Annotated in this window: 20 protein-coding genes; 13 read left to right on the plus strand and 7 right to left on the minus strand. The window is 43.0% G+C overall.

What is annotated here, in order from left to right:
• Nucleotides 1-32: 32 nt before the first annotated feature.
• The 7 genes from DIU38_RS06905 to eutC all read left to right on the plus strand — a co-directional run bounded on the left by DIU38_RS06905 (nt 33) and on the right by eutC (nt 10,405).
• Nucleotides 33-1,145, plus strand: coding sequence for a D-TA family PLP-dependent enzyme (locus tag DIU38_RS06905; RefSeq protein ID WP_112654361.1), 1,113 nt, complete (start codon nt 33-35; stop codon nt 1,143-1,145).
• Nucleotides 1,146-1,159: 14 nt separating this feature from the next.
• Nucleotides 1,160-2,230 carry a dipeptidase gene (locus DIU38_RS06910; RefSeq protein WP_112654360.1) on the plus strand — a complete coding sequence of 357 codons (1,071 nt, stop codon included), beginning with the start codon at nt 1,160-1,162 and terminating at the stop codon, nt 2,228-2,230.
• 698 nt (nt 2,231-2,928) lie between these two features.
• Nucleotides 2,929-5,220: an MGH1-like glycoside hydrolase domain-containing protein gene (locus tag DIU38_RS06915; RefSeq protein WP_244311303.1), complete on the plus strand. Its 2,292-nt coding sequence runs from the start codon at nt 2,929-2,931 to the stop codon at nt 5,218-5,220.
• Nucleotides 5,221-5,443: 223 nt separating this feature from the next.
• Complete coding sequence (locus tag DIU38_RS06920; RefSeq protein WP_091162611.1) at nt 5,444-6,373, plus strand: sugar phosphate isomerase/epimerase family protein; 930 nt, start codon at nt 5,444-5,446, stop codon at nt 6,371-6,373.
• 271 nt (nt 6,374-6,644) lie between these two features.
• Nucleotides 6,645-7,997: an ethanolamine permease gene (eat, locus tag DIU38_RS06925; RefSeq protein ID WP_112654358.1), complete on the plus strand. Its 1,353-nt coding sequence runs from the start codon at nt 6,645-6,647 to the stop codon at nt 7,995-7,997.
• 97 nt (nt 7,998-8,094) lie between these two features.
• Nucleotides 8,095-9,465, plus strand: coding sequence for an ethanolamine ammonia-lyase subunit EutB (locus DIU38_RS06930; RefSeq protein WP_112654357.1), 1,371 nt, complete (start codon nt 8,095-8,097; stop codon nt 9,463-9,465).
• A gap of 181 nt (nt 9,466-9,646) precedes the next feature.
• Nucleotides 9,647-10,405, plus strand: coding sequence for an ethanolamine ammonia-lyase subunit EutC (gene eutC, locus DIU38_RS06935; protein ID WP_112654355.1), 759 nt, complete (start codon nt 9,647-9,649; stop codon nt 10,403-10,405).
• An 80-nt stretch (nt 10,406-10,485) separates the two neighbouring features.
• Here the strand turns inward: eutC and DIU38_RS06940 are convergent, their stop codons facing one another.
• Entirely contained in the window at nt 10,486-11,001 is a 516-nt protein-coding gene (locus DIU38_RS06940; RefSeq protein ID WP_112654450.1) for a DUF4251 domain-containing protein, read from the minus strand.
• A 131-nt stretch (nt 11,002-11,132) separates the two neighbouring features.
• Between DIU38_RS06940 and DIU38_RS06945 the strand changes: the two genes are divergently transcribed.
• Nucleotides 11,133-11,792, plus strand: a complete 660-nt coding sequence (locus tag DIU38_RS06945; protein ID WP_112654354.1) for a hypothetical protein — start codon at nt 11,133-11,135, stop codon at nt 11,790-11,792.
• 58 nt (nt 11,793-11,850) lie between these two features.
• Here DIU38_RS06945 and htpG read toward each other — a convergent pair whose 3' ends face one another.
• Both htpG and accD read right to left on the minus strand, forming a co-directional pair.
• Complete coding sequence (htpG, locus tag DIU38_RS06950) at nt 11,851-13,734, minus strand: molecular chaperone HtpG (protein ID WP_112654353.1); 1,884 nt, start codon at nt 13,732-13,734, stop codon at nt 11,851-11,853.
• A gap of 316 nt (nt 13,735-14,050) precedes the next feature.
• Complete coding sequence (gene accD, locus DIU38_RS06955; RefSeq protein WP_112654351.1) at nt 14,051-14,896, minus strand: acetyl-CoA carboxylase, carboxyltransferase subunit beta; 846 nt, start codon at nt 14,894-14,896, stop codon at nt 14,051-14,053.
• 269 nt (nt 14,897-15,165) lie between these two features.
• Here accD and fbaA point away from each other — a divergent pair, with 269 nt between their 5' ends.
• From fbaA to DIU38_RS06970, 3 genes are all read left to right on the plus strand, one after another.
• Entirely contained in the window at nt 15,166-16,245 is a 1,080-nt protein-coding gene (gene fbaA / locus DIU38_RS06960; protein ID WP_112654350.1) for a class II fructose-bisphosphate aldolase, read from the plus strand.
• 106 nt (nt 16,246-16,351) lie between these two features.
• Nucleotides 16,352-16,870, plus strand: a complete 519-nt coding sequence (locus DIU38_RS06965; RefSeq protein ID WP_090527640.1) for a low affinity iron permease family protein — start codon at nt 16,352-16,354, stop codon at nt 16,868-16,870.
• Entirely contained in the window at nt 16,827-17,252 is a 426-nt protein-coding gene (locus tag DIU38_RS06970; RefSeq protein ID WP_112654349.1) for a GNAT family N-acetyltransferase, read from the plus strand. The genes DIU38_RS06965 and DIU38_RS06970 overlap by 44 nt, the downstream gene beginning before the upstream one ends.
• A gap of 15 nt (nt 17,253-17,267) precedes the next feature.
• On the opposite strand, the gene DIU38_RS06975 is transcribed toward DIU38_RS06970, so the two are convergent.
• On the minus strand, nt 17,268-17,618 hold the full coding sequence (locus tag DIU38_RS06975) for a TfoX/Sxy family protein (protein WP_112654348.1): 351 nt from the start codon (nt 17,616-17,618) through the stop codon (nt 17,268-17,270).
• Between the two features lie 84 nt (nt 17,619-17,702).
• A complete protein-coding gene (locus DIU38_RS06980) occupies nt 17,703-18,689 on the minus strand; it encodes an aldo/keto reductase (protein WP_112654347.1) in 987 nt (328 codons plus the stop codon).
• 191 nt (nt 18,690-18,880) lie between these two features.
• On the opposite strand from DIU38_RS06980, the gene DIU38_RS06985 reads away from it, so the two are divergent.
• Both DIU38_RS06985 and DIU38_RS06990 read left to right on the plus strand, forming a co-directional pair.
• Nucleotides 18,881-19,231: a YciI family protein gene (locus DIU38_RS06985; protein ID WP_112654346.1), complete on the plus strand. Its 351-nt coding sequence runs from the start codon at nt 18,881-18,883 to the stop codon at nt 19,229-19,231.
• Nucleotides 19,232-19,271: 40 nt separating this feature from the next.
• Nucleotides 19,272-20,498 carry an RNA polymerase sigma factor gene (locus DIU38_RS06990; protein ID WP_112654345.1) on the plus strand — a complete coding sequence of 409 codons (1,227 nt, stop codon included), beginning with the start codon at nt 19,272-19,274 and terminating at the stop codon, nt 20,496-20,498.
• Nucleotides 20,499-20,634: 136 nt separating this feature from the next.
• Here the strand turns inward: DIU38_RS06990 and DIU38_RS06995 are convergent, their stop codons facing one another.
• Complete coding sequence (locus DIU38_RS06995; protein WP_243770793.1) at nt 20,635-22,812, minus strand: glycoside hydrolase family 3 protein; 2,178 nt, start codon at nt 22,810-22,812, stop codon at nt 20,635-20,637.
• A gap of 11 nt (nt 22,813-22,823) precedes the next feature.
• Nucleotides 22,824-26,144: a SusC/RagA family TonB-linked outer membrane protein gene (locus DIU38_RS07000; protein ID WP_112654343.1), complete on the minus strand. Its 3,321-nt coding sequence runs from the start codon at nt 26,142-26,144 to the stop codon at nt 22,824-22,826.
• Nucleotides 26,145-26,258: the final 114 nt, after the last annotated feature.

A 26,258-nucleotide genomic window follows, 5' to 3' on the forward strand; every position in this document is an offset into this window, starting at 1 on the left:
TATGCGCCTCTACATGAAAAAATACTTAATCCATGACCCCCAACTGGTATAATATACAGGATCTTGATAAGCTGGATACCCCGGCACTGGTGGTTTATCCCGACAGGGTTAAAACAAACATAGCCATGCTTACCGGCATAATTGATGATATTAAGCGTTTGCGACCGCATGTTAAAACCTATAAAAATGCCGAAGTTACCGCTTTGCTGCTGGAGGCAGGCATCAGTAAGTTCAAATGTGCCACCATTGCCGAGGCTGAACTGCTGGCCATGAGCAAAGCTCCTGATGTTTTGCTGGCTTATCAACCCCAGGGTCCTAAGCTGCACCGGTTCATCAGGTTGATCCATGCTTATCCGCAAACGCGTTTTTCATGTTTGGTTGATAACTCCGCGTCGGCAAAGGAAATCTCTGACGAAGCGGTAAGATTTAATGCTAATATCGACGTATATTTGGATTTGAACGTAGGTATGAACCGCACTGGTATAGCACCGGGGTTTGAAGCCTTGCAACTTTATATGGATTGCGGTGTGTTGCCGGGTATTAATCCCCTGGGTTTGCATGCCTATGATGGCCACATTCATGATGTAGACTTGCAAAAACGGGCCGAACGCTGTGATTTTGCGTTCGATCCTGTGCTTAAGTTGCAGCAAACTGTAAAAAGTAAAGGCTATCCCGAACCGGTCATCGTAGCCGGAGGTTCACCAACCTTTCCTATCCATGCCAAACGTCATTATGTTGAATGTAGTCCCGGCACGTTTGTTTACTGGGATAAAGGTTACCAGGTGGGTATGCCCGAGCAAGGTTTTTTACCCGCGGCACTGGTTATTACGCGGGTAATCTCTCTGCCCGGCCCAACAAAGCTTTGTCTGGATGTGGGGCATAAGTCGATATCTGCCGAGAATGAATTGAGTAAACGCATTTACTTTTTAAATGCACCCGGACTTTACCCGTTAAGCCAAAGTGAGGAGCATCTGGTAGTTGAAGCAGGGGCTAACCACCAATATCAGGTGGGTGATATACTTTATGGTATTCCGCATCATGTTTGTCCTACTGTAGCGCTGTACGAGCGCGTTTATACTATCGAAAACGAAAATGTTACCGGTGAGTGGCTTAACAAGGCCCGCGACCGCAAAATTACCATTTAAATACCCCTGATACCATGTTTGTTATAGATGCCCATTTAGATTTAAGCATGAACGCCCTTGAGTGGAACCGCGATCTTACGCGCCCGCTTGCCGAAGTAAACAAACGCGAGGAAGGCTTAACCGACAAGCCAGATCGTGCCAATGCTGTTGTTACCCTGCCCGAATTGCGTAAAGGGAATATTGGCCTGGTAGTAGCTACCCAGATAGGGCGTTATGTAGCACCTGGTAACCCGTTGCCCGGCTGGCACTCGCCCGAGCAGGCCTGGGCGCAAACCCAGGGACAGGTAGCCTGGTACAAGGCTATGGAAGATGCCGGCGAAATGGTGCAGGTGAACGATCTGCCATCGCTTGAAAAACATTTAGAACTTTGGAATGATGGTACCCCGTCAGAAAAAAAGCCGGTTGGGTATATTTTGAGTTTGGAAGGTGCCGATTCGATAGTGACCGTGAAGCATTTGGAACGGGCTTATAATTATGGCTTGCGGGCTGTTGGCCCCGCGCATTATGGCCCCGGCAGGTATGCCCAGGGTACTGATGCTACCGGTTACATGGGACCTAAAGGTCATGAGTTGCTTAAAGAAATGGAGCGGCTGAATATCATTTTAGATGCTACCCATCTTTGTGATGATAGTTTTTGGGAAGCACTTGATCATTTTAACGGGCACGTTTGGGCAAGTCATAACAATTGCCGGGCGCTGGTAAATCATAACCGCCAGTACAGCGATGAGATGATCAAAGCCCTTATCGACCGCGGAGCAGTTATAGGCGCGGCCCTTGATGCCTGGATGATGGTGCCCGGATGGGTAAGGGGCGTATCTACCCCAAAAGGTATGAACTGTAATATGGAAGTTATGGTTGATCATATCGATCATATTTGCCAGATAGCCGGTAATGCCCTGCACGTAGGCATGGGTACCGATCTTGACGGTGCTTTTGGCAGGGAGCAGTGCCCTTATGACCTGGAAACAATTGCCGATTTGCAAAAAGTACCGGATCTGTTAAAAAAACGTGGCTATACGGATGCGGATGTCCAAAATATGATGCATGGCAACTGGCTCAGGTTTTTAAGGAATGCCTGGGCATAAATCAGTTGCAGTTTTTAGTTTGCAGTGGGTTGTTCTCCGAAAAAGGCTGCATCGATTGGACAATGGTGGAAGTTTAGCTGTAGCTTAACTTAGATATATCACTATGGAAGCATTCTGCTTCTATAGCGGAGCTTGTAAGCTAATTTATGAAATCGTAGCATAGGGTATCGTAGTTAAGCTGAAAGCTTAACTTATTTTGGGTCGAAGTTAAGCTATCGCTAAACTTCGACCAGACAACAAAAAGCGATTTTAAAAATACCACGCTCCAAATCCTTCGCTTTCTTCATTAAACAGTAAAACCTGCCTTTTATATCTGTAACTTTCCTTAATTAAATCTACTTTGCGAAACACTTACCTTAAATTAGGGATAGTGTAAATTGTCATCTATACTATGAATGCAGAACAATCAAGGTTAAAGGATACAGGCTGGAAAAAATGGGGGCCTTATGTAAGTGATAGGCAGTGGGTACTGTGAGGGAGGATTACAGTGCAAATGGTGATGCCTGGAACTACATTACCCATGATATGGCCCGCAGCAAAGCTTATCGCTGGGCGAGGAAGGTATAGCCGGTATCTGCGACAGGCAGCAATACCTTTGCTTCGCCATCGCCTTATGGAATAAGAAAGACCCTATAATTAAAGAACGATATTTTGGTTTAAGCAACCCCGAAGGTAATCATGGCGAGGATGTGAAAGAGATGTACTACTATCTGGATAGTACACCTACACACTCGTACATGAAAACGTTGTATAAATATCCGCAAAACGAGTTTCCGTACAAATGGCTGGTTGATGAGAACAAACACCGCGGCCGCCAGGATCCGGAATTTGAACTGATGGACACGGAGATATTTGATCGTAACGAATATTTTGATGTTTTTACCGAATATGCCAAAAGCGCGCAGGAAGATATCCTAATTAAAATAACTATTCATAACCGGAGTGAAGAGGATGCCCCGCTTAATGTAATGCCTACTTTATGGTTCCGCAATACCTGGGCTTGGGGATATGATTCGCGCAAACCAGATCTTTGTGCTTCTTCGGATAAAGTGATCAGTATTTTTCATAAAGACCTTGGGCAGATGTGGCTGCACATCGAAGGGCAAGCTCAACTCCTGTTCTGTGATAATGAAACTAACTCGCGCAGGCTTTATAATTATGACGATGGCCGAAAGTATTATAAGGATGGTATAAACGATTACATTATTCATGCTGCCGATACTGTAAATCCTAAAAACATGGGTACCAAAGCAGCTATAAACTACGATTTAAATATCCCGGCGCGGCGAAGCGTAACCATACGCTTGCGACTGTCTGAAGACGCAAATTATAGTTTTGAGGATTTTGACGAAGTTTTTGCTGTTCGCCAAACAGAGGCCGACCAGTTTTATAACGATATTCATGGCGCTACCATGAACCCCGATCGCCGCCTTATTCAGCGGCAGGCTTTTGCCGGCATGTTATGGAACAAGCAGTTTTACTATTCAGATATCCGCCATTGGCTTAGCGGTGATAAGGGGATGCCCCGCCCGCCTGCGCAAAGGCAAAAAGCCCGAAACAGTAAATGGACGCATCTTAATACCCGTGATATTGTTTCAATGCCCGATAAGTGGGAATATCCCTGGTTTGCCGCCTGGGACCTTGCTTTTCACTGCCTGCCGCTGGCAACCGTTGATATGGCCTTTGCCAAAAATCAGTTGATTTTGCTTACCCGCGATTGGTATATGCACCCTAACGGCCAGTTGCCTGCCTATGAATGGGATTTTGGCGATGTAAACCCTCCGGTACATGCCATGGCCGTATGGAACGTTTATAAAACTGATAAAGAAAACAATAACGGTAAGGGAGATACCTATTTCCTGGAGCGGGTTTTTCACAAACTCATGCTCAATTTTACCTGGTGGGTTAATCGTAAGGACCAATCGGGGAATAATATTTTTGAGGGTGGTTTCCTGGGCATGGATAATATCGGTGTTTTCGACCGTAATATGCATTTACCATCCGGGCAGCATTTGGAACAGGCCGATGGTACCAGTTGGATGGCCATGTATTCGCTTAATTTGCTGCGTATTGCCACCGAGCTTACCGAAACCGACAAAGCTTACGCTGATATTGCTTCAAAGTTTTTTGAGCATTTTATTTATATTATAGGGGCCATGTCAAACCTGGGCGAAAACAATGAAGGCCTTTGGGATGATGACGATGGCTTTTTTTATGACCAGATCCGTTTTCCTGATGATGGTTCTGTAAAAATGCGGGTACGAAGTATAGTAGGATTGATTCCTCTGTTTGCTACTGAAGTGCTGGACGAGAAAGATATTATGGAGAGCCCGGTATTTAAAGATCGTATGAAATGGTTTGCCGAAAACCGGCCCGATCTTGCCTCGCTGGTTTCGCGCTGGAACGAGAAGGGAAGCAACGGTAAACACCTGATTAGTTTGCTGCGCGGCTATAGGATGAAATCATTGCTCAAATACATGTTGGATGAAAACGAGTTTTTGAGCGATTATGGCATCCGTTCACTTTCAAAGTATCATCTTAAACATCCTTATTACGTTTCGGTAAATGGAGTTGAATTTGGCATATCCTATGTGCCGGGCGAGAGTGACAGCGGTTTATTTGGTGGCAACAGTAACTGGCGCGGCCCTATCTGGATGCCTATCAATTACCTGATCATTGATAGTTTGCACCGGTTCCATATGTTTTATGGAAATGAGTTTAAAATAGAATGCCCGACCGGATCTGGCAACTTTATGAACCTGAAAGAGGTAGCCAACGAACTATATGCCCGGGTTTCCAAACTGTTTATGAAAAACGAAAATGGTGAACGACCAGTTTACGGCAAAAATCCAAAACTGCAAACCGATCCGCATTTTAAAGATCACATTTTGTTTTATGAATTTTTTGATGGCGATACAGGTCTTGGTTTAGGTGCCGCACATCAAACCGGCTGGACGGGCTTGATAGCCAATTGTTTGTACCTGGAGTAGCGTTTATGTATATGATAAACCCGGCGCAGCGCTATAAATCAACATTGTGCCGTGGTGGGATTGCTGCAGATAAATATTAAAGCTTCCGTCTGTCAATCAACTTTCAGCATGATACTTTTAGCTTGATATGAATTATTGTGTAAAAAAGACACAATAAAATTTCCTGGCTTCTTATTAATTAATTAGCTTTACTGTACCAGTTAATTATTAACCATTATCAAGCATGATTTACAGCAGAAGAAATTTTATTAAAGGCACCGGTGCATTGGTGCTTGGCGGCATGGCCTTATCGGGTAAAGCAGCAAGTTTTTTGAGTAACATGGAGCATCATCCTGTAGGACTGCAGTTGTTTACTTTTTTCGGCGTTATTGACGAAGATGTAAAGGGCACGCTGAGCAAAATTGCGGCTATAGGATACAAGGAATTGGAATCGGCTTTTAGTAAAAAAGGCGGCTATTATGGTATGAAGCCTAAAGAATTTAAAGCTATGGTGAATGACCTGGGTATGAGCTGGACCTCGCACCATGTTCTTGGCGCTCCGTTTAAACTGCCACCGGGAGCAAAAATGCCTGCAGGTGCAGATGGTAAGCCGATGGTATTGCCTCCTGTATTGAACCTGCGCGATAATATGCAGCAGGTGATTGACGAGGTTGCTGAAGGCGGCGTTCAATACCTGGTTTGTGCCAATTCGCCTACGGCTACGCTTGATGAAATAAAATCGACCATTGAGGTGCTGAACAAAACGGGAGAAGCTGCTAAAAAAGCCGGCATCCAGTTTGCATATCATAATCACGATATGGAGTTCCACGCGGTTGATGGTAAAGTGCCTTATGATTTATTATTAAGCGAAACAGATGCAGGTAATGTAAAAATGGAGCTTGATTTGGCCTGGGCTGTTAAGGCAGGTAAAAATCCGGTAGAAATGTTTAAGGAACATCCCGGTCGTTTCCCGCTTTGGCATGTGAAAGATTTGGATGCAGGCAGGCAGAATATACAACCTGTAGGAGGCGGCACTATTGATTTTAAACCAATTTTTGCAGCGGCTAAATCAGCAGGTATGCAACACTTTTTTGTAGAGCATGATATGCCTAAAGATGCCTTTGCAAGTATTACAGCCAGTATGGGATATTTGAAGGATAAGCTGATGGTGTAAATAGGGGAGTGATATCCGAATCGTTAATTATTAATTGTTTTATAATAGAATTGCAGCCGATAAATTAAGTTTTATCGGCTGTTTTGTTTGCTAACGATTGTTGTTTGCCTCTTATTTTAGTTTATGAGCTTTTTTTGTAAAAGAAGACGCCGGAACTTGTTGTATTTTTCGGAAAAGTATGGCTTAATAATTCCATAATGTACCGTAATTTTGATTTAACCTGCCTGTTGAGTAATTTAAGGCGATAAAATATTATTTATAACGGCGGCGCATGGCAGAAACATCTACAGAACATTTAAAAAGGGTTTTGAAACCTATCCATTTATGGGCCATAGCCGTAGGTCTGGTTATTTCGGGCGAATATTTCGGGTGGAATTTGGGATGGGCTGTATCCGGCACTATAGGTTTGCTCATAGCCACCCTGGTTATCACCTTGATGTATATTACATTTATTTTTAGCTATACCGAACTCACCGCCTCCATACCTCATGCGGGAGGCGCTTTTGCTTATGCGTATCGGGCTATGGGACCGTTTGGCGGGTTAATTGCCGGTTACGCTACCCTTGTTGATTTCCTGGTGGCTACGCCTGCTGTAGCAGTTTCTTTAGGAAGCTACCTGCATTTTTTATACCCGGCTATCCCAATAGCAGAGGCCGCTATGGGCTTTAATGTTCTTTTTATCCTTTTAAATATGCTTGGGGTAAAGGAATCGGCTACGTTTTCGGTGTTCATTACTATACTTGCCGTAATTGAGCTGCTGCTTTACCTTGGTATTGTATCGCCACATTTTAAAATGGTAAACTACCTCACCAATCCTATGCCCTTTGGCTGGGCTGGTGTGTTTGCAGCCCTGCCTTTTGCGGTTTGGTTTTACCTGGCCATTGAAGGTGTTGCGATGGTGGCCGAAGAAGTGGAGAACCCCAAAAGGAATATTCCCCGCGGCTATATATCGGCTATTATAACGCTGGTAGTGTTAGCGCTGGGTGTAATGATCATAACCGGCGGACTTACCGATTGGCGCAAGCTAAGCCATTTAGACTATCCCTTGCCCGAAGCTATTGGGATAGTATTGGGTAAGGGTAACGGCTTAACCAAAATATTTGCCAGTATAGGTTTGTTTGGGCTGATAGCATCGCTGCATGGTATTATTCTTGCCTCTTCGCGGCAGGTGTTTGCTATGGCCCGCAGTGGTTATTTGCCCCGGATGCTATCCGATATTAACCACAGGTTTAAAACGCCTCACTGGGCGCTTGTTGTAAGTGGTGTAGTAAGCTCCATCTTCATTTATAAGTTTAAGACGGATCAGATCATCATGCTCTCGGTACTTGGTGCAGTGGTTATGTATATCATGAGTATGCTGAGCCTGTTTATACTGCGAAAAAAGGAGCCCCGTTTAAGCCGACCCTTCCTGGCCCCGGTGTACCCGGTTTTCCCGGCAATAGCTTTGGTTATTTGTGTGATATGTTTAATAGCAACAATCTATTTTAACCCAGATATGAGCCTCATTTTTGCAGGAGGATTAGTAATTGTTTTACTGATTTTTATAGTGATGGGCAAGCATAAAGTGGCTTTAACAGAAGATATGATGAGCGCACCAATGGATGAGGAGGTCATTAATCATTGAGTCATCAAATCATTTGCTTGTTCGCTTTTTGATTAATGAACCGATGACATAATGAAAAAAAATGACCCAATGACCAGTGAAATAATGATATAAAGGAATGTACCGCCACAACATACATCACCGGGTTTATAAGTTTCCCGACCTCAAAACATTGCTGGGCAAGGCGTCACCCTACCGCTCGGGCGATGAACTGGCCGGGCTTTGCGCCGGCGGGTATGAGGAACGTGTGGCTGCACAAATTACCCTGGCCGATGTGCCGCTTAAAAACTTTTTAAATGAAGCGGTAATCCCTTATGAGGACGATGAAATTACCCGCCTGATCATTGACGATCATGATAAGGCTGCCTTTAGTCACATTGGCCATTTAACCGTTGGCGAATTACGTGACTGGTTATTAAGTGACGAAACCGACTGTGCTATTTTAACAACTATAGCTCCCGGCTTGACACCCGAAATGGTTGCTGCAGTATCCAAACTGATGCGCAACCAGGACCTGATTGCTATGGCCAATAAATGCCAGGTGGTTACCCGCTTTCGTAATACCATAGGCTTAAAGGGACATTTCAGTACGCGTTTACAGCCCAATCACCCAACTGATGATCCGCGGGGAGTAGCGGCCAGCATCATCGACGGCTTATTATTTGGTAGCGGCGATGCTGTTATAGGCATTAACCCGGCGACTGACAGTCCGGCGGCGGTGAGCAGTTTATTGACGTTGATGAATGAGTTACGGCACCGTTTCGATATCCCTACACAAACCTGCGTACTAAGCCACATAACTACCACATTACAATTGGTTAACGAGGGCGCTCCTGTCGACCTATGTTTTCAATCTATTGCAGGCACGGAAAAAGCTAATGCCAGTTTCGGGGTTAATTTAAGCTTGATTGAGGAAGCTTACCAGGCCACACTATCGTTAAAGCGGGGTACTGTTGGTAATAATGTAATGTATTTTGAAACCGGACAGGGTAGCGCCCTATCGGCCAATGCCAATTTCGGGGTAGATCAGCAAACCTGCGAAGTGAGGGCCTATGCCGTCGCCCGTAAGTTTAATCCTTTGCTGGTGAATACCGTAGTTGGTTTTATTGGCCCCGAATATTTGTATGATGGCAAACAGATTATTCGTGCCGCGCTCGAAGATCATTTTTGCGGAAAACTGCTTGGCTTGCCCATGGGTGTTGACGTTTGCTATACCAATCATGCGGAAGCCGATCAGGACGATATGGATAACCTGCTTACGTTGCTTGGTGTAGCGGGTTGCAACTTCGTGATGGGTATTCCGGGCTCGGATGATATTATGCTTAATTACCAGTCAACATCGTTTCATGATGCCCTTTACCTGCGCAAAGTATTAGGTTTGAAACCAGCCCCCGAGTTTGAGGGGTGGTTGATAAAGCAGGGGATTGTTGATGATAAAGGCTATATGCTGCCTGTTAGGGAGCATGGCTTGCTGGGTGGGGTTTTTTAAGGTGAATGGAAAACGCGAATGGTAAAAGGTTCTTTGTAGTGACAATAAAATCATGTCTTTGCGAGGAGCCGTGTGGACATGAGCATTCGGGGCGACGTGGCAATCTCATAGCTATACAAATTGGACATGCAATTGCTACGGGATTGCCACGCTACGCCAGCAATGACATTTTTTTTATTGAATGAAACGAAACATCCCACATGAAATTGAACCTTTGAAAGCCTTGCAGGAGTTTACTTCTGCGCGGATAGCTATTGGCCGGGTGGGAACGAGTATCCCCTTAAAACAGTCGCTTGAGTTTAAACTGGCACATGCGCATGCACGTGATGCTGTATACTCTGAATTAAATTCAGGCAAACTAACTAATTCCCTTAAACACTTTGAACAGCCTATCCTGCACCTTCATAGCCAGGTAACAGACCGGCGGCAATACCTGCAACGGCCCGATCTTGGGCGTAAACTTAATGAGGCCTCATTGAATGAGTTAAACGGCTACAGTATTGAAAGTGATGTGGCTATTATGATAGTTGATGGTCTCTCTGCAACGGCGGTAAATGAAAATACAATTGGTTTGCTCGATGCGCTAATTCCTTTGTTGGTTGCCGATGGTTTAAAGCTTGCGCCAATAAGTCTGGTTGAACAAGGCAGGGTAGCTATTGGCGACGATATTGGGTATGGCCTGAAGGCTAAACTGTCTTTAATCTTGATTGGTGAGCGCCCTGGTCTAAGTGCCGCGGATAGTCTTGGTGCATATCTTACCTATAATCCCAAACCCGGCTTGACAGACGAATCACGAAACTGCGTTTCTAATATCCGCCCCAAAGGTTTAACCTATAAAAAAGCAGCAAAGAAAATTTTTTATTTAATTAATGAAGCGTTTAAACGGAAACTGTCGGGAGTGGAGCTGAAGGATAATGCGGGATTGATAGCTGAAGGTTAATGAGCTAAACGCTGAAAGCAAAAAGCCCAAAGCAATTATGCTCCGGGCCAATTCTTGCTGCTTTAAGCCTCAGGCTTTTCCTATTTACTTTTTCTCGCTTCCACATAACCATTGAATGATATTGGGTCGCGGTTACTGCTGATCACTTGCAGGGAGCCGTATCCATCCTGCGAAATACTCAGATTAAATGTTTGTACATCGCGCCAGTCGGCTATGTTTTTTTCTTTGGGTTTTATCGTGATATTCCATCCGCTTCCCTTTTTTACTGACGAATATGTGAATTTTGTAGTATTAACTTTGATGCCGCCATCTGTTGTTCCCGGAGGAGGCGCTACATAGGCCCGGCCAAAATACGGTAAAAATGATACAATGGTATCTTTAGTTATCGTCATGTCATAATCAGAGGTAAGCGGCCTGGTACCGCCCCGCATCGGTAAAGCATAATTTGCCTTAAATACAAAGTTTTGGTCCTCTACCATCTTTTTGATTTCAGCCTGCTTGGCTGCCTTTTTCTCAGCTTTGGTTTGAGCAAAGCTTACGTTAACGCCAATAAATATGAAAGCAGCCAAAAGGGCTATTTTGTTTAAGATTTTCATGATATAAATGTTTAAGTGGTTAGACTGTAAAGAGTTATTTAGGTTTAAGTACATTCAAATTTAAGCAATCTTTTAAACAAAAAGCCCACTGGTAATTCAGTAGATTTAGGCACTAAAAAGATATTGAAATTATGTTTCGGCTATTTAATAGAAAAAGGTCAAAGCGCCCTGTACACGATTGGGAATTGGTGCTGATGTATAAAACGCTTGAAAAGCTGCCAACGGAGTTTGAATATCTGAAACGTCAGATAGAAGCAGATATATTTGCCTCATCGCTTGTTGGTTATAGTGCCTCTTATCCTGATTACGTGGCATTTTCTTATTCAGATGAGTACAAAGAATTTAGACGTATGGGCGAAAGGGATTATGAAATTACAAATATAAAAGTACGCGATATAGATGGAGAAAACTGGTTTGATTACACCATATTTGTTAGCGAAGAAGTAATTTCAGGTTATAGCGTAAAAGGATTAGCCGGCAATGTAGTTGATATAATCAGTGCAGACGTGTCTTCGTACATCATATGTTATGAAACCGACGACTACAGAAGAGACTATCAAAGTCTCAAAGATGTGTTAAGTAACGATGACCTCAAATTAATAGATCCGGACGAGATTTACGAAGTAAACCTGAAGGAAAGAGTATTTTACCATATCTACGACCTGGAAGATGGGGACTTTATCGGTATTGAAAGTAACGGTCAGATCTGCAAAATAACACATGATCCTTTTGAAATTACACCTTTAAAAAAAAGCTTAGCAGAGATATTCTCAATATTAAAGGCCATCTGACAACGACAACAGATGGCCTTTAATTCAAAAAATGGGAAGTAACTTTTTAAAGTTGCTTTTATATCAAACTCACGCTGCGTTTAACAAATTCAGTTAAATCAGCACCTGTTAATAAACCTTGTGATAACAGCGCCAAATCAAAAGCTTGTTTTGAAAGCTGGGCCTGCACGGTTTCATCTTCTTCCTGCAAAATACGGCTTACCAGTTTGTGGTTGCCGTTTACAATCACCTTGTAATTGTCAGGCATGTTGCCATAGAAACTCATGCCACCACCCATAGCTGCCATATCTTTCATGCGGCGCATAAATTCGTCCATAGTTATTGTAACAGGCAATTCGTCAGGGCTGAGGCTCTCAATTTGTACGTTGTAAGCAGGCTTGTTAATGGCTTTGTTAAAGATGTCCTTAACCTGGGTGCTTTGCTCTTCGGTAAGTACCGTTTCAGGCGCATCATCTTTTTTGATCAGTTTATCGGCCACATCAGCATCAACACGTTTTAATGATGTTTTCTCTAATTTTTGCTCCAACTGGCTAATAAAGTGGTTGTCGATAGGAGAGTTCATCACCAATACATCATAGCCTTTTTTATTGGCCGATTGGATAAATGAATCCTGTTTTGCCGGATCATTGGTGTAGATGTAAACCAACTGCCCGTCTTTATCTGTTTGGTTGGCTTCAACTTTGTCTTTATACTCAGGCAGCGTGAAGTTTTGTTTTTCGGTGTTGGTAACCAAAACAAAGTCTTTTGCTTTGTCATAAAACTTGTCTTCGCTCACCATGCCGTATTTTACAAACAGGCCAATATCTGTCCATTTTTCTTCGTAAGCTTTGCGGTCGGCTTTAAAAAGGTCTGCCAATTTATCAGCTACTTTTTTGGTGATATAGCTGTTGATCTTTTTAACGTTGCTATCGGCCTGTAAAAAGCTGCGTGATACGTTAAGCGGGATATCAGGTGAATCGATAACGCCATGTAACAGCATCAAAAATTCAGGAACAATGTCTTTTACCTCGTCGGTAATAAATACCTGGCGACTGAATAATTTGATCTTGTTTTTCTGGAATTCAAAATCGTTTTTCAGTTTAGGGAAGTATAGTACACCTGTTAGGTTGAAAGGATAATCAACATTAAGGTGGATCCAGAATAATGGGTCTTCGCTGAAAGGATAAAGCTGTTTGTAAAAGTCGAGGTAATCTTCATCTTTTAATTCAGATGGTGCCTTTGTCCAGATAGGGTTAGTGGTGTTGATGATATTATCAACTTCAACTGAAGTGTATTTTGGTTTACCTTCTTCATCAACGCCATCTTCAACAGATTCGGTTTTGATGCCGAATTTGATAGGAACCGGCAAAAATTTGCAATATTTATCAAGGATCTCCTGAAGTTTGTATTGGCTTAAAAATTCAGCCGATTCATCGTTGATGTACAGTGTAATTTCGGTGCCACGCTCTTCTAAAATACCTTCGCCAATTTCAAATTCGGTGCTACCGTCGCATACCCAGAAAGCAGGTTCTGCACCTTCCTGGTAGGATAGGGTTTGGATCTCTACCTTATCGGCCACCATGAAAGCCGAATAAAAACCTAAACCAAATCGGCCGATGATCTCATTGGCATCCTTAGCCTCCTTGAATTTCTCCATGAATTCGGTAGCGCCTGAGAACGCGATCTGGTTGATGTATTTTTTGATCTCTTCGGCGGTCATACCAATACCATTATCACTAATGGTGATTGTCTTTTTGTCTGCATCAAAAGCAACCTCAACACGGAGGTCACCAAGTTCGCCGGTGTACTGGCCTAATGAAGCCAAACGTTTAATTTTTTGGGTAGCATCTACCGCGTTTGATACCAGCTCGCGCAAAAATATCTCATTATCAGAGTATAAGAACTTCTTAATGATCGGGAAAATGTTCTCGGTGTGGATCGAAATGCTGCCTTTTTCTTGCATAACTATATTTAATATGGTTGATTTAATGTTTGTCGCAATTATGTTATCAATGTATGTTCCAATTGTTAATGTATTGTCAAAATGGCAGGGGAGGGAGGAGTTAGTCAGATTGGTTGTGGAGGTAAGGCCTGTCCACCCGTCATTGCGAGGTACGAAGCAATCCCCAACTTTACAGAGCGGCTATGCAAGTGCCCCTGCAGAGTTCGCGATTGCTTCGTCGTTCCTCCTCGCAATGACGATTTTCCAGAAGCGATAGCAAAAAATAAGGGATAAACATTTAAGCTTATCCCTTACCGTATAATCATCGATATATATCTTAATCGGCCATCATTTTAATAAACGAAGCTAATTTTTCTTTCATTTCTCTCCTGTCAACAATGAAATCAAGGAAACCGTGCTCCTGCACAAACTCGGCAGTCTGGAAACCCTTTGGAAGATCTTTTTTAATGGTTTCTTTAATTACCCTTGGTCCTGCAAAGCCAATTAATGCACCTGGCTCAGCAATATTGATATCGCCTAACATAGCGTATGATGCTGTTACGCCGCCGGTGGTTGGATCGGTAAGTAAAGATATATAAGGGATTTTTGCCTGTGAAAGCAAGGCAAGTTTAGCCGATGTTTTAGCCATTTGCATTAATGAAAACGCGGCTTCCATCATGCGCGCACCACCCGATTTTGAAATCATCAGGAACGGAACTTTATGCTGGATACAGTAATCAATAGAGCGGGCTATCTTTTCACCAACTACCGATCCCATTGATCCCCCAATGAAGTTAAAATCCATACAGGCAATAACAAGGTCCTGACCGTCAATTTTACCGGCACCCGCCCTTATTGCATCTTTTAAGCCTGTTTTGTGCTGAGTTTCCTTAAGTCGGTCGGTATACTTTTTGGTATCTTCAAAATGAAGCGGATCGCCGGAAGTAAGCTCAGGGAAAAGTTCTGTAAACTCGTTATTATCAAATAGTACCGAAAAATATTCCTTTGAACCTATGCGCAGGTGGAAGCCACAGTAATGGCACACATATTGATTTTCTACCTGCTCAGAATAGTGTAAAGGTTTTTTACAATTAGGGCATTTATTCCAGATGCCATCGGGGGCTTCCTTTTTTTCCTCAGTAGTCGTAATTATCCCTTTCAACTCTCGTTTAAACCATGCCATATCTGTGTCTAACTCTTTCAATTGGGTACAAAGAAACAAAAAATATTAAACATGTGGTGCCGGTATATAAAAAGTTATAGAGGGCAAATTGTTTGCTTGAAAGTTTAATTGCTTATTTAATGCTATTTTTGTAATAAAAGGATCGGATTGTTAATTAATTATATCATATTTTTAAATTAACCCTATTTTTACTACCGTTTTAATATACTTTTAAGATTGCGTATCCGAATTCAATAAATTTTATAACTTCGAGCCCCAAATAAACGCTAATGGATTTAAAAAATTATAGAGGTGTTCTGCACGGCGATCAGGTGCAGGAACTATTTGAAGCAGCAAAAAAGCACCAGTTTGCTTTACCGGCAGTAAACGTTATTGGTACTAATACTATCAATGCAGTTATGGAAACAGCTAAAGCTGTTAACTCCCCGGTTATTATTCAGCTGTCAAATGGCGGTGCACAGTTTTACGCCGGCAAATCATTGGATAATTCAAAACTTCAGGCCTGTATTTTAGGTGGTGTATCTGCTGCAAAGCATGTTCACCTGTTGGCTGAGCATTACGGCGTTGCGGTTATCCTGCATACAGACCATGCTGCCAAAAAATTGTTACCGTGGATTGATGGCCTGCTGGATCATGGCGAGAAATTTTTTGCCGAAACAGGCAAGCCTTTATTTTCATCGCACATGCTCGACCTTTCAGAAGAGCCTATTGAAGAGAATATCGAAATTTCGGCTAAATATCTCGAGCGTATGGCCAAAATGGGCATGACCCTTGAAATTGAGTTGGGTGTAACCGGCGGTGAAGAAGATGGTGTTGACAATTCTGATGTTGACAGCTCTCGTTTATATACCCAGCCAGAAGAGGTTTCTTATTCATATGAGCACCTTTTAAAAGTAAGCCCCCGTTTTACTGTAGCTGCTGCTTTTGGTAACGTTCATGGTGTGTACAAACCAGGTAATGTTAAGTTACAACCGGTTATCCTGCACAACTCACAGGAGTATGTTAAACAAAAATTTGGTTTAACTGCAGAAAAACCGATCAACTTTGTATTCCATGGTGGTTCTGGTTCAAGCCAGGAAGAAATCCGCGAAGCTATTTCATATGGTGCTATCAAAATGAATATTGATACCGATATGCAGTGGGCTTTCTGGGAAGGCATTAAAGATTACTACCAATCAAAAGAAGGCTATTTGCAAAGCCAGATCGGCAGCCCGGACGGTGAAGATTCTCCAAACAAAAAATATTATGACCCGCGCGTTTGGTTACGCAAAGGCGAAGAAAACTTTGTTAAAAGGCTTTCTGCTGCTTTCGAAGATCTTAACTGTATCGACGTACACAGCAAATTATAATATTCATTATAAACTAACAAAAGCGCCTGTACATTTGTTGTACAGGCGCTTTGTTGTTTACAGGCAGCAGGCGATTCGACCCCCCAGAAAAGATAAAGGCTTCTATATGGTTGAAATTAATAAGAAGAAAAAGAATTTATTTGAACGCTTTGCCAACTGGGCCACTATAGCCACGGGCAGTTCGGGAGCATTTATCACGGCTTTTGGTATCATCATTGTTTGGGGAATAACCGGACCATTATTCCATTATTCGGATACCTGGCAGTTGGTTATCAATACCGGTACTACTGTGGTTACTTTTCTGATGGTTTTTTTGATTCAGAAATCACAAAATAAAGATTCGAAGGCTATACATTTGAAACTGAATGAGCTGCTTGCCTCGCACCAGGGGGCAAGCAACCGGATGGTTGATATTGAAGATATTACCGAAAAGGAGCTCGATCAATTGCATAAATTTTATGTGGAACTGGCCGGACTTGCGGAAGAGGAAGATGATATCACCTGTACGCACTCTATTGATGCCGCAAGAGAAAACCACACCACAAAACTCAATCATTTCAAAACAAAACCGCATTACATCAATGCCCGCAAAAATCATAGTAAAAAAAGTAACGGAGCAAGCTGATCTTGATATTGTACATGCCATAAGGCACGAAGTGTTCGTTGTTGAACAAAATTGCCCGCCCGAGCTGGAGTATGAACATGAAGATGTATCACATCATTTTTTAGCTACTGCTGATGGAGCACCGGCCGGTGCCTGCCGCTGGCGTAAAACCGAAAACGGTTATAAGCTTGAACGGTTTGCCGTACTGAAAATGTTCAGGGGATATGGTATAGGAGGGGAACTGGTGAAAACTGTGTTGGACGATTTGCCGGCCGATGCGGATTATGTTTATCTTAATTCGCAAACCCACGCGGTACCTTTTTATGAAAAACTGGGTTTTGAAGCATCAGGGCCGGAGTTTGAAGAAGCCGGGATCAAACATTATAAAATGGTTAAGAAGTAGTTGTTGTGAATGATGCTACTTCTTACTCTTTTTCTTTTTGGATGCCTCTGCCAGCGGATTAAATGCAAGGCACAGGTTGATCCAGTAATTCAGCTGGTTGGTGGTTTGCAGGTTAAAATCTTCAACATAAACATAGCCTTTCATTACTCTTTCGCCGCTTAACATTTGGTTACAGTTTCCTTTCTCAAGTTCAATAGCCGCTTGTTGTTCGCCAATGCGGCACAAAATGCTATTGTCGCGTACGCAAACACATAACTTATCATCTACCATAAAACAAACTCCCTGGAACATTTTCTTTTCTTCCACCACCGGGAGGTCCATTAATGCTTCGCGAATACGATCGGCCATTTGTTCGTTATATGCCATAAGGGTTTATATTTTTTCACGCAGAGGCGCTAAGACAGGCAACGGAATCCGGCGTCTTAGCGCCGTCGTGAAATAAAATTACAATTAATTCTTATCAACAAATTTGTAATTAGCCTCATTATACCTGTCGCCGGTATCCGGGTATTTAGCTAAAACGGTTTCAATATCCCGTAAATCATTGGCGGTTAATTCCACATCAACCGAGCCGGCATTGTCCAGAAGGTATTTTCTCCTCTTTGTTCCTGGAATAGGGATAATGTTATCGCCTTGTGCCAGCACCCAGGCAAGGGCTAACTGGGCAGGTGTGCAGTTTTTTTGAGCCGCAAGTTGTGCAAACTCATGAGCCAGGCCCATATTATTTTCGGCGTTGGCATCCTGATAACGGGGCAGGCTTTTCCTGAAATCATTATCAGCCAGTTTGGTTACATCCAACGCATTAGTAACCAATCCACGTACCAGCGGACTAAAGGGTACAAATGAAATCCCAAGCTCTTTGCAAACTGGCAAGATCTCAGCCTCAACATCGCGGGTTAATAATGAATATTCACTTTGCAAGGCGCTGATTGGATGTACCGCATGCGCACGACGGACAGAGTTTGCCGAAGCTTCTGACAGACCCAGGTATTTTACTTTACCTTCTTTTACCAGGTCGGCCATGGCGCCAACCATATCCTCAACGGGCACATTTGGGTCGATGCGGTGGGCGTAGTAGAGGTCAATTACATCTGTTCTTAAGCGTTTTAAACTTTGTTCAACCGCGGTTTTAAGATAAGCCGGCGAGCCGTTAAACTCGGTTAATCTGCCATCGGCACCGGCCCTGAAACCAAATTTGGTGGCGATGAAGATCTTATCACGATTGGGTGCCAATACCTTTGATACGAGTTCTTCATTTCGGCCATTGGCATAAACATCGGCCGTATCCCAAAAGTTAATGCCTATTTCTATTGATTTTTCAAGTGTTGCTATTGATTCATCGTCATCCGGCTGGCCGTAAGCATGGTTCATGCCCATACATCCCAGTCCAATGGCCGAAAGTTCAACTCCGGTGTTTCCTAATTTTCTGTATTTCATAATGTGGTAGTTTTGTTGTATTATCAAAGTACGTGAAATAACAAAAGCACATCAACCTCAATTTATAAGTATTATGTAAGGTTATACATTGCAGATTAAGTTTTTCTGGTTAATTTGAAAAAAAATCAAGTAGTTGTCCAATTCAGCCAAACCTGATCGTCTTTTGGTTTTAACCATTAAATTCAAAAAACATGAACGAGTTCTTATTGATCTTCAGAAGAGACGCAGAAGCCACTGCAGCGCAGCGGTCGCCCGAACAGATGCAAGCTATGATGAATTACTGGCGCGAATGGATTGGCGGGATTGCCGCGCAAAACAAACTGGTTGCTGTAGGCAACAGGTTGGATACCGCCGGCAGCGTTGTAAAACCCGACAATGTAGTAACAGACGGCCCTTATGTTGAAGTTAAGGAAGCTATTGGGGGTTACAGTATTATCAAAGCGTCATCGCTGGAAGAAGCCGCCGAGTTATCAAAGGGCTGCCCGATCCTGTCGGTAGGGGGAAGTGTTGAGGTGCGTCCTATCATCCCAATGGAAGTATAATTGATTTGCAGCCTCCCATATACGGGAGGCTGCTTGTTTTATGCAGCAAGATCAGCTTCTACCACATTTGTTCCGCTCCGAATATCAAAAGATAATCGCGGTATTATGCCGTTACTTTGGCTTTGAATATATAGAAGCCGCCGAAGATATCGCCAGTGATACTTTTCTCACAGCTGCCGAAACATGGGGGATCAAGGGATTGCCGGATAACCCTAAAGCATGGTTATATACTGTGGCCCGCAATAAAGCAACCGATTATGTAAGGCGTGGCTCTAGGTTTAAGCAAAAAATAGCCGAAGGGATTGTTGCAGAGGATAATTACGAGGCAGAGATCGATCTTTCTAACCAAAATATTAGCGACAGCCAGCTGCAAATGATGTTTGCTATTTGTCACCCGGTATTGCCGGCCGAGGCACAGATTGGCCTTGCATTACGAATCCTTTGCGGTTTCGGAATTGATGAAATTGCCGAGGCTTTCTTATCGAATAAAGAAACCATTAACAAACGCCTGTTCAGGGCTAAGGAAAAGCTCAGGGAGCAAAAAGTAAAGATCGTTTTTCCTGAACGGGCTGATATTGTTAACCGGCTGGGCATCGTACTGAAAACTTTATACCTGCTGTTTAATGAGGGCTATTACTCCAGCTGCCAGAGCACTACATTGCGAAAAGATTTGTGTTTAGAAGCCATGCGGCTTAACTATCTCCTCATAGAAAACAAGCAAACCAACCTGCCCGAGGTGAATGCCTTATTATCACTCATGTGTTTTCATGCTTCAAGGTTTGATGCCCGGGTAGACGAAAATGGCGAAATGATCCGCTATGATGACCAGGACAGAATGCTTTGGAATGATGATTTGATAGTAAAAGGACGATACTACCTAAACCTTGCCTCAAAAAAAGGAAACGACGCCGGTAAATATCATATTGAAGCTGCTATAGCTTATTGGCATACCGTTAAAACTGATACTCCCGAAAAATGGGAAAATATATTAATGCTCTACAATAGGTTACTTATCGCTGCTTATTCGCCTGCGGCTGCGTTGAACCGGGCTTATGCTTTGGCAAAGGTAAAAGGGAAGGAGAAAGCCATTATTGAGGCCGAAAAGTTAAAGGTGGATACCAATCATTTGTACCATGTACTGCTTGGTTACTTGTATACAGGGGTAGATGGCGAAAAGGCAGTATCGCATTTGCAAACTGCCTTAAAGTTGGCTAAAACTGCTGCTGATAAAAGTAGAATTATGAAGGATTTGAAAGCCTTGCTATGAATAAATCATAAAAAAACGTCATTGCGAGGTACGAAGCAATCCCCGATAAGCAGGTTCGCCCTGTATAGTTTGGGATTGCTTCGTACCTCGCAATGACGCATTTGAGTTTAAGCGCCTGCTATTTATAAAAATCTGTTCAATTAGATATTTTAAAATCAGCTACCAATTTTTCATCGGCCGAGCTGCTGCCCAGTACTAATTTGTAGCTGCCGGGATAAAGCTTCCATTTGTGTGTGGCAAGGTCCCATTTCTTTAAATCCTGAACAGGGATTTTCAAAGTAACGGTACCTTCTTTATCCTGCTCCAGGCTTATGCGTTTAAAGCTTTTTAATTCTTTAACCGGCATCCTGTCGATGCTTGGATATTTGATATATGCTTGTACCACCTCATCACCATTAAACTTACCTGTGTTTTTAACGTTTACGGTTACGGCAACGGTATCAGCTTTTTTATAGGCCGATTTCAATTTGCTGCCGAGGGTATAGTTAAACGTTGTATAACTTAAACCAAAACCAAAAGGATATTGCACCGGACCGGTATAATAACGGTAAGTGCGGTTTTTCATGTTGTAATCGCTGTAATCGGGTAAATTGCTCATGTCTTTATAAAAAGTAAGCGGCAGGTGGCCCGAAGGCGAAACATCGCCAAAAATAATATCAGCTAATGCATTACCCCCCTGTTCGCCGGGATACCAGGCAAATATAATGGCATCGGCATAAGGCTCAATAGCAGATATATCAACATCGCTGCCTGCGGTAATTACAGCAATAAGAGGTTTGTTTTTTACACTTTTACGCAGCTCTTTCATAAAAGCAATTTCGCTGGCAGGCAGGCTCAGGTTTTTTTTATCGCCGCCGCTTTCAGACAGGAAAGCGTCGCCTGCTTCGCCTTCCAAAACCGGGGATAGGCCTATCACAGCAATGGTAGCATCAGCATTGCCCGCAGCCCAGGTGCCGCCAAAATGGGTGGTATCTTTATAATCACATCCCAGGTCATATTCAACACGGGTAGCTTTATCAACCGCGCCGGTAATACCCTCAACAAAATTGATCACTTTGCTGCTGGTACCGTGGTAATTAGCTATCATAGCATCGAGCGAGGCCGCGTTTGGCCCAACCACCATAATGCTGGAGTAGCTGCTTTTTTTGAATGGCAAAACATTGTTGTTATTCTTTAACAATACCATGCTTTGCTGGGCTACTTTACGGGCCAAAGCCAAATGTTGTTCATTGTGAACACTGTCGGCGCCGTAACCATGATAAGGATTAGCGGCAGGGTCGTCATAAAAACCCAGTTTAAATTCGGTGCGTAAGATAGCGCTCAGGGCCTGGTCAACATCTTTTTCGGTAAGCAGGCCTTGTTTAATAGCTTTAATACCATCGTTTTGCAAAATGGACGAGCAATCCAGGTCAACGCCAGCCTTTATGGCAGCAGCGGCTACTTCAACCGCAGTTGGTAGTGTTTTGTGAGTAAGGTACACATCATCCAGGGCACCACAATCAGTTACTACATGGCCGTTAAAGCCCCATTCTTTCCGCAATATATCGGTAAGCAGCATTTTATTGATAGAGTTTGGTACACCGTTAACACGGTTGTAGGCGCTCATTACCGATTCAACGTGGTTTTTAACCAGTTCGTGAAAGGCATACAGGTAGGTTTCGCGAAGATCTTTCTCATCAACCTTGGCGTCAAATTTATCGCGGGTGGCTTCGGGGCCGCTGTGTACGGCAAAGTGTTTGGCCGTGGCCGATGTTTTTAGGTATTTAGGATCATCACCCTGCAAACCTTTAACAAAGGCTGAGCCCATACGGCCGGTCAGGAAAGGGTCTTCGCCATAAGTTTCCTGTCCGCGTCCCCAGCGCGGGTCGCGGAAAATATTGATGTTGGGTGTCCAAAAGGTGAGGCCCATGTATTGCAGGTGCCTGTCTTGTGCAATGGCCAGGTTATATTTTGCGCGGGCCTCAGTTGATATGGCCGTTGATACCTGCTTTAACAGATCTTCGTTAAATGTAGCCGACATACCGATAGCTTGCGGAAATATGGTTGCTTCCCCGGCGCGGGCTACGCCATGCAAAGCCTCATTCCACCAGTTATATGCAGGGATGCCTAAACGCGGTACGGCCTGGCTGCGGTAACCTAATAAGGAAATTTTTTCGTCGATGGTTAATTTCGATAAAAGATCTTTTACGCGTGAATCAATCGATTGCGAAGCGTCTTTATAAAAAGGAACCTGCGCATTTGCGGTAGAAAACTTTAGTAATGCCGTAAACATTACCAAACAACATAGGAGTTTGTGTTTTATGGTGGAAGCCATTTTTAGGTGATTTATTTTTTGAGTTTAAAGTTAATATTTATTCCGTAAGTATGGGTTGGCGGAAGGCTTGCTCCTTCAATTCCTGCATATTTTATATCCGGCGAAAATCCAGATTCCGGATCGATATTGGCCGAGCGCTTCATAATTGTCCACAAGTTTCTGCCTACCAGTGAAAAGGTTATGCCTTCAAATGGTGTTTTATTAAGAAAGCCCTTTGAAAAAGTATAGCCAAAAGTAACCTGCCGTAATTTAATAAACCTGCCGTCAAGCACATTTAATGCAGATACATTTTGGGCCAGCGCCTGGTAATAGTTCTGCGCAGGTACAGCAATGGTATTCTTTTCACCATTGGCGTTTACTCCATTGCCAACAACGCCGTTTTCCCTGCCTGCAAGGGTAAGCTGGTTAAAGCCCCTGTAAATGCTATTATAATTTGTAGCCGATAATATCTTATTACCAAAACGGTAATCGATCAAAAATGAGAGGCTTAGTTTGCCAAATGCAAAATTGTTGTTTAATCCACCGTATATATTAGGTACCACGCTACCCATAGGTACACGCGGGCCGGCCATGGGTAAACCATTTTCGTCAAAAATGATCTGTCCTTTATCATTTTTAAGGTAATCGTTGGCCATAATCTGAGGCCCTGGCAAGCCTTTAACCAGTGCCGTAGCAGCGTTTAGCGGGCGGTAAGTACCGAAGCTTATGTTAGCCGACTCGGGAGTGCCGTCTGTTTGAAGGATCTTGTTTTGTACATAAGTAAAATTAAACGATGGCGACCAGGTAAAACCGGTTGCTTTAACAGGAGTGCCGCTTAGCTCAATTTCAATGCCGTTGTTTTGGGTTGAGCCCGTAGGGATAAACCGCCGTGCAAAACCGGTTGCCAGATCAAGGTCGCCTTTAATGATCTCATTTTTTGTTTTACGGTGAAAATAGGCTACATCAATTCCAAGCCTGCCGTTTAAAAATTTAAGCTCGGTACCGGCTTCCATTTCGGTAAGCGTGTAAGGCTTAAGGAATAAATTGGGCAGGCTGTCGCTGAAACTCCCGATGGCAACACCGTTTATTGAATAATTTGTTGTGTAGTATTGGGTTGTTACATATGCATCAGTTGGCTCGCCGCTCGTTTGCGCATACGATAACCTTAATTTTCCGAAGTCAAGGCTGGGGATATGAACGAGATCGGAAAATAAAAGACTTGCCGATACCGAAGGCGTAAAGATACTCCGGTTATCACTCGGCAACGTGGAGTAGGTATCGTAGCGGCCGGTAGTAGTTATTGTTAAATAGTCTCTTAATGAAAAATCAACAGCATAATAGCTTGAATGCGTTTCGGTACTATTATAGTTGTAATTGCTGTTTTTGATGTTCAAATTATTATAGCTATAAAAATATGGTATAATGAATGGGCCTCCAAAAAGCTTCGTGTACTCGTATGTGTTTTTACGTAGGCTAGTCCCTGCAGATATGTCAAAACTCAGCACTTTAGCAATAATGTCATGTTTGGCACCTATTAGCAGGTCACTGTTTAGTTCAGATCGTCGCGTGTTTGACTGTTCATCAAGTCCTCCCATTCCGCCGGCGTAATAAGCGGTTCCGGTTGGGGTAACCGTTTTTCGTTTATCGTAAAGGATGTCGTTACCTAACCTCAACTGTGCATACATCCAATTATTGAAATTGTATTTACCCGATAATGCAGCTATTAAGCGGTTACGGTTTACATCATTAATAAACCGATTAACGGTAAAATAAGGGTTTGTAGTAAAGGTGTCGCTATTCCATCTTATTTCACTGCCATCTGGGGCATAACCCGGCGCAAGGATAGCCTGATCTTCGTTGGCTGCCAGGTATTGAATGTTATTTACATTAAAAGGCCCATCGCTCAGGTTGGGTTTTAAATTAGAAGTTTCGTTGATAAAATTAGCTACAACATTAATATTCAGTTTTTTGGTAACGTTTTGACTTGCCGATAAGTTGAACGTTTTGCGGTTGAGATCACTGTTACGTACTATTGAGCCGTTGCTAAGGTTTGATAACGACAACCGGAAATTACCATTGTCGTTACCTCCGCTAAATGCAGCAGTGTTGGTAAAAGTATAACCTTGCCGGTAAAACTTACTGATATTATTTTTTACGGCGGAGTAGGGGTAATATTCGCCATCAAACTGAATTGTGGGTTTACCATCCAGTTTTTCACCCCAGCCATAGTTGCCTGAGGATATTGCATTGGTTATGGTAGTCGGCCTTATCCCATACAAACCCTGGCCGTATTGTGTTTGATAATCAAAGGTATTAATTGCCTTATCAGTTTGGTAATTGGTATTAAACTCAACACCAAATGGAGTGTTTTTTTTTCCTGTTTTGGTAGTTATTAAAATTACGCCATTGGCCGCTCTCGCTCCATAAAGTGCCGATGCCGCCTGGCCCTTTAAAACGGTCATATTTTCAACATCGTCGGGATTTATATTGCTGATGCCATCGCCAAAGTCGGCCCCGCCCCATTCATTGGCCGATCCCCTTTGGGTATTATCCATGGGTACCCCATTAATAATAAAGAGTGGCGCGCTTGCACCAAAACTTGTAACGCCTCTTAATAAAATACGCGCAGAAGATCCTGGTCCGCCGTTTATGCCATTGATACTTAAACCTGCTACGCGCCCCTCCAACGAGTATGCTACATTTGATTCCTTAGCTTTATCAAGCACCTCACCACTAATAGTAGTTACTGAATAACCCACCTTTTTTTGTTCCTTGTTAATGCCAAGTGCCGTTACAACCACTTCGTTTAGCACGTTACTTACCGTAAGCGAAATAGTTAACGGTACAGCGCCAATAAGTTTTACCTCTTTTGTAACGTAGCCTACGAAACTCACTATCAATGTTGACCCGGAGGGTACTTCAAGCAAAAACGCCCCCTTCGTATCCGTGAGCGAACCCATGGTTGAACCTCTTACCCTAACTGTTGAGCCTGCAAGCGGCGCGCCATTCTCATCAACAACAACGCCCGTTACTTTAACTACATTAACTATTTCATCAATCGGGGCAATTACTATCAGGTGATTGGCAAGCTCGGTATAAGCGAAGCCCGAATTGGCCAAAATTTTATCTAAAATACTTTTAACATCTTCATTATCAGAATCTATATCGACTTTGTTTAAAGCAGGGATTTTTCTTTCGCTATAAACAAAATGATAAATGCTTTGATGTTCGATGGCAGAGATCACCTTTTTAAAATCGGCCGATTTTAAATTGATAGTAACGCGGGTTTGTGAATATACAGTTAATATAGCCAGTAAATTGAAGAATAATATTAACCTAAACCGTATTTTCATTTATACTGATAACCTAAACCTGTCGCCAACATCCTTTAGGGATGCCTAAATTTACATAAATTTTATAATTAGCACAGGTAATAGTGTAAAATGACCGAATTGGTAGGTAACAAT

The sequence above is a fragment of the Mucilaginibacter metallidurans genome, from assembly GCF_003286435.2.
Lineage (GTDB): Bacteria > Bacteroidota > Bacteroidia > Sphingobacteriales > Sphingobacteriaceae > Mucilaginibacter > Mucilaginibacter gossypii.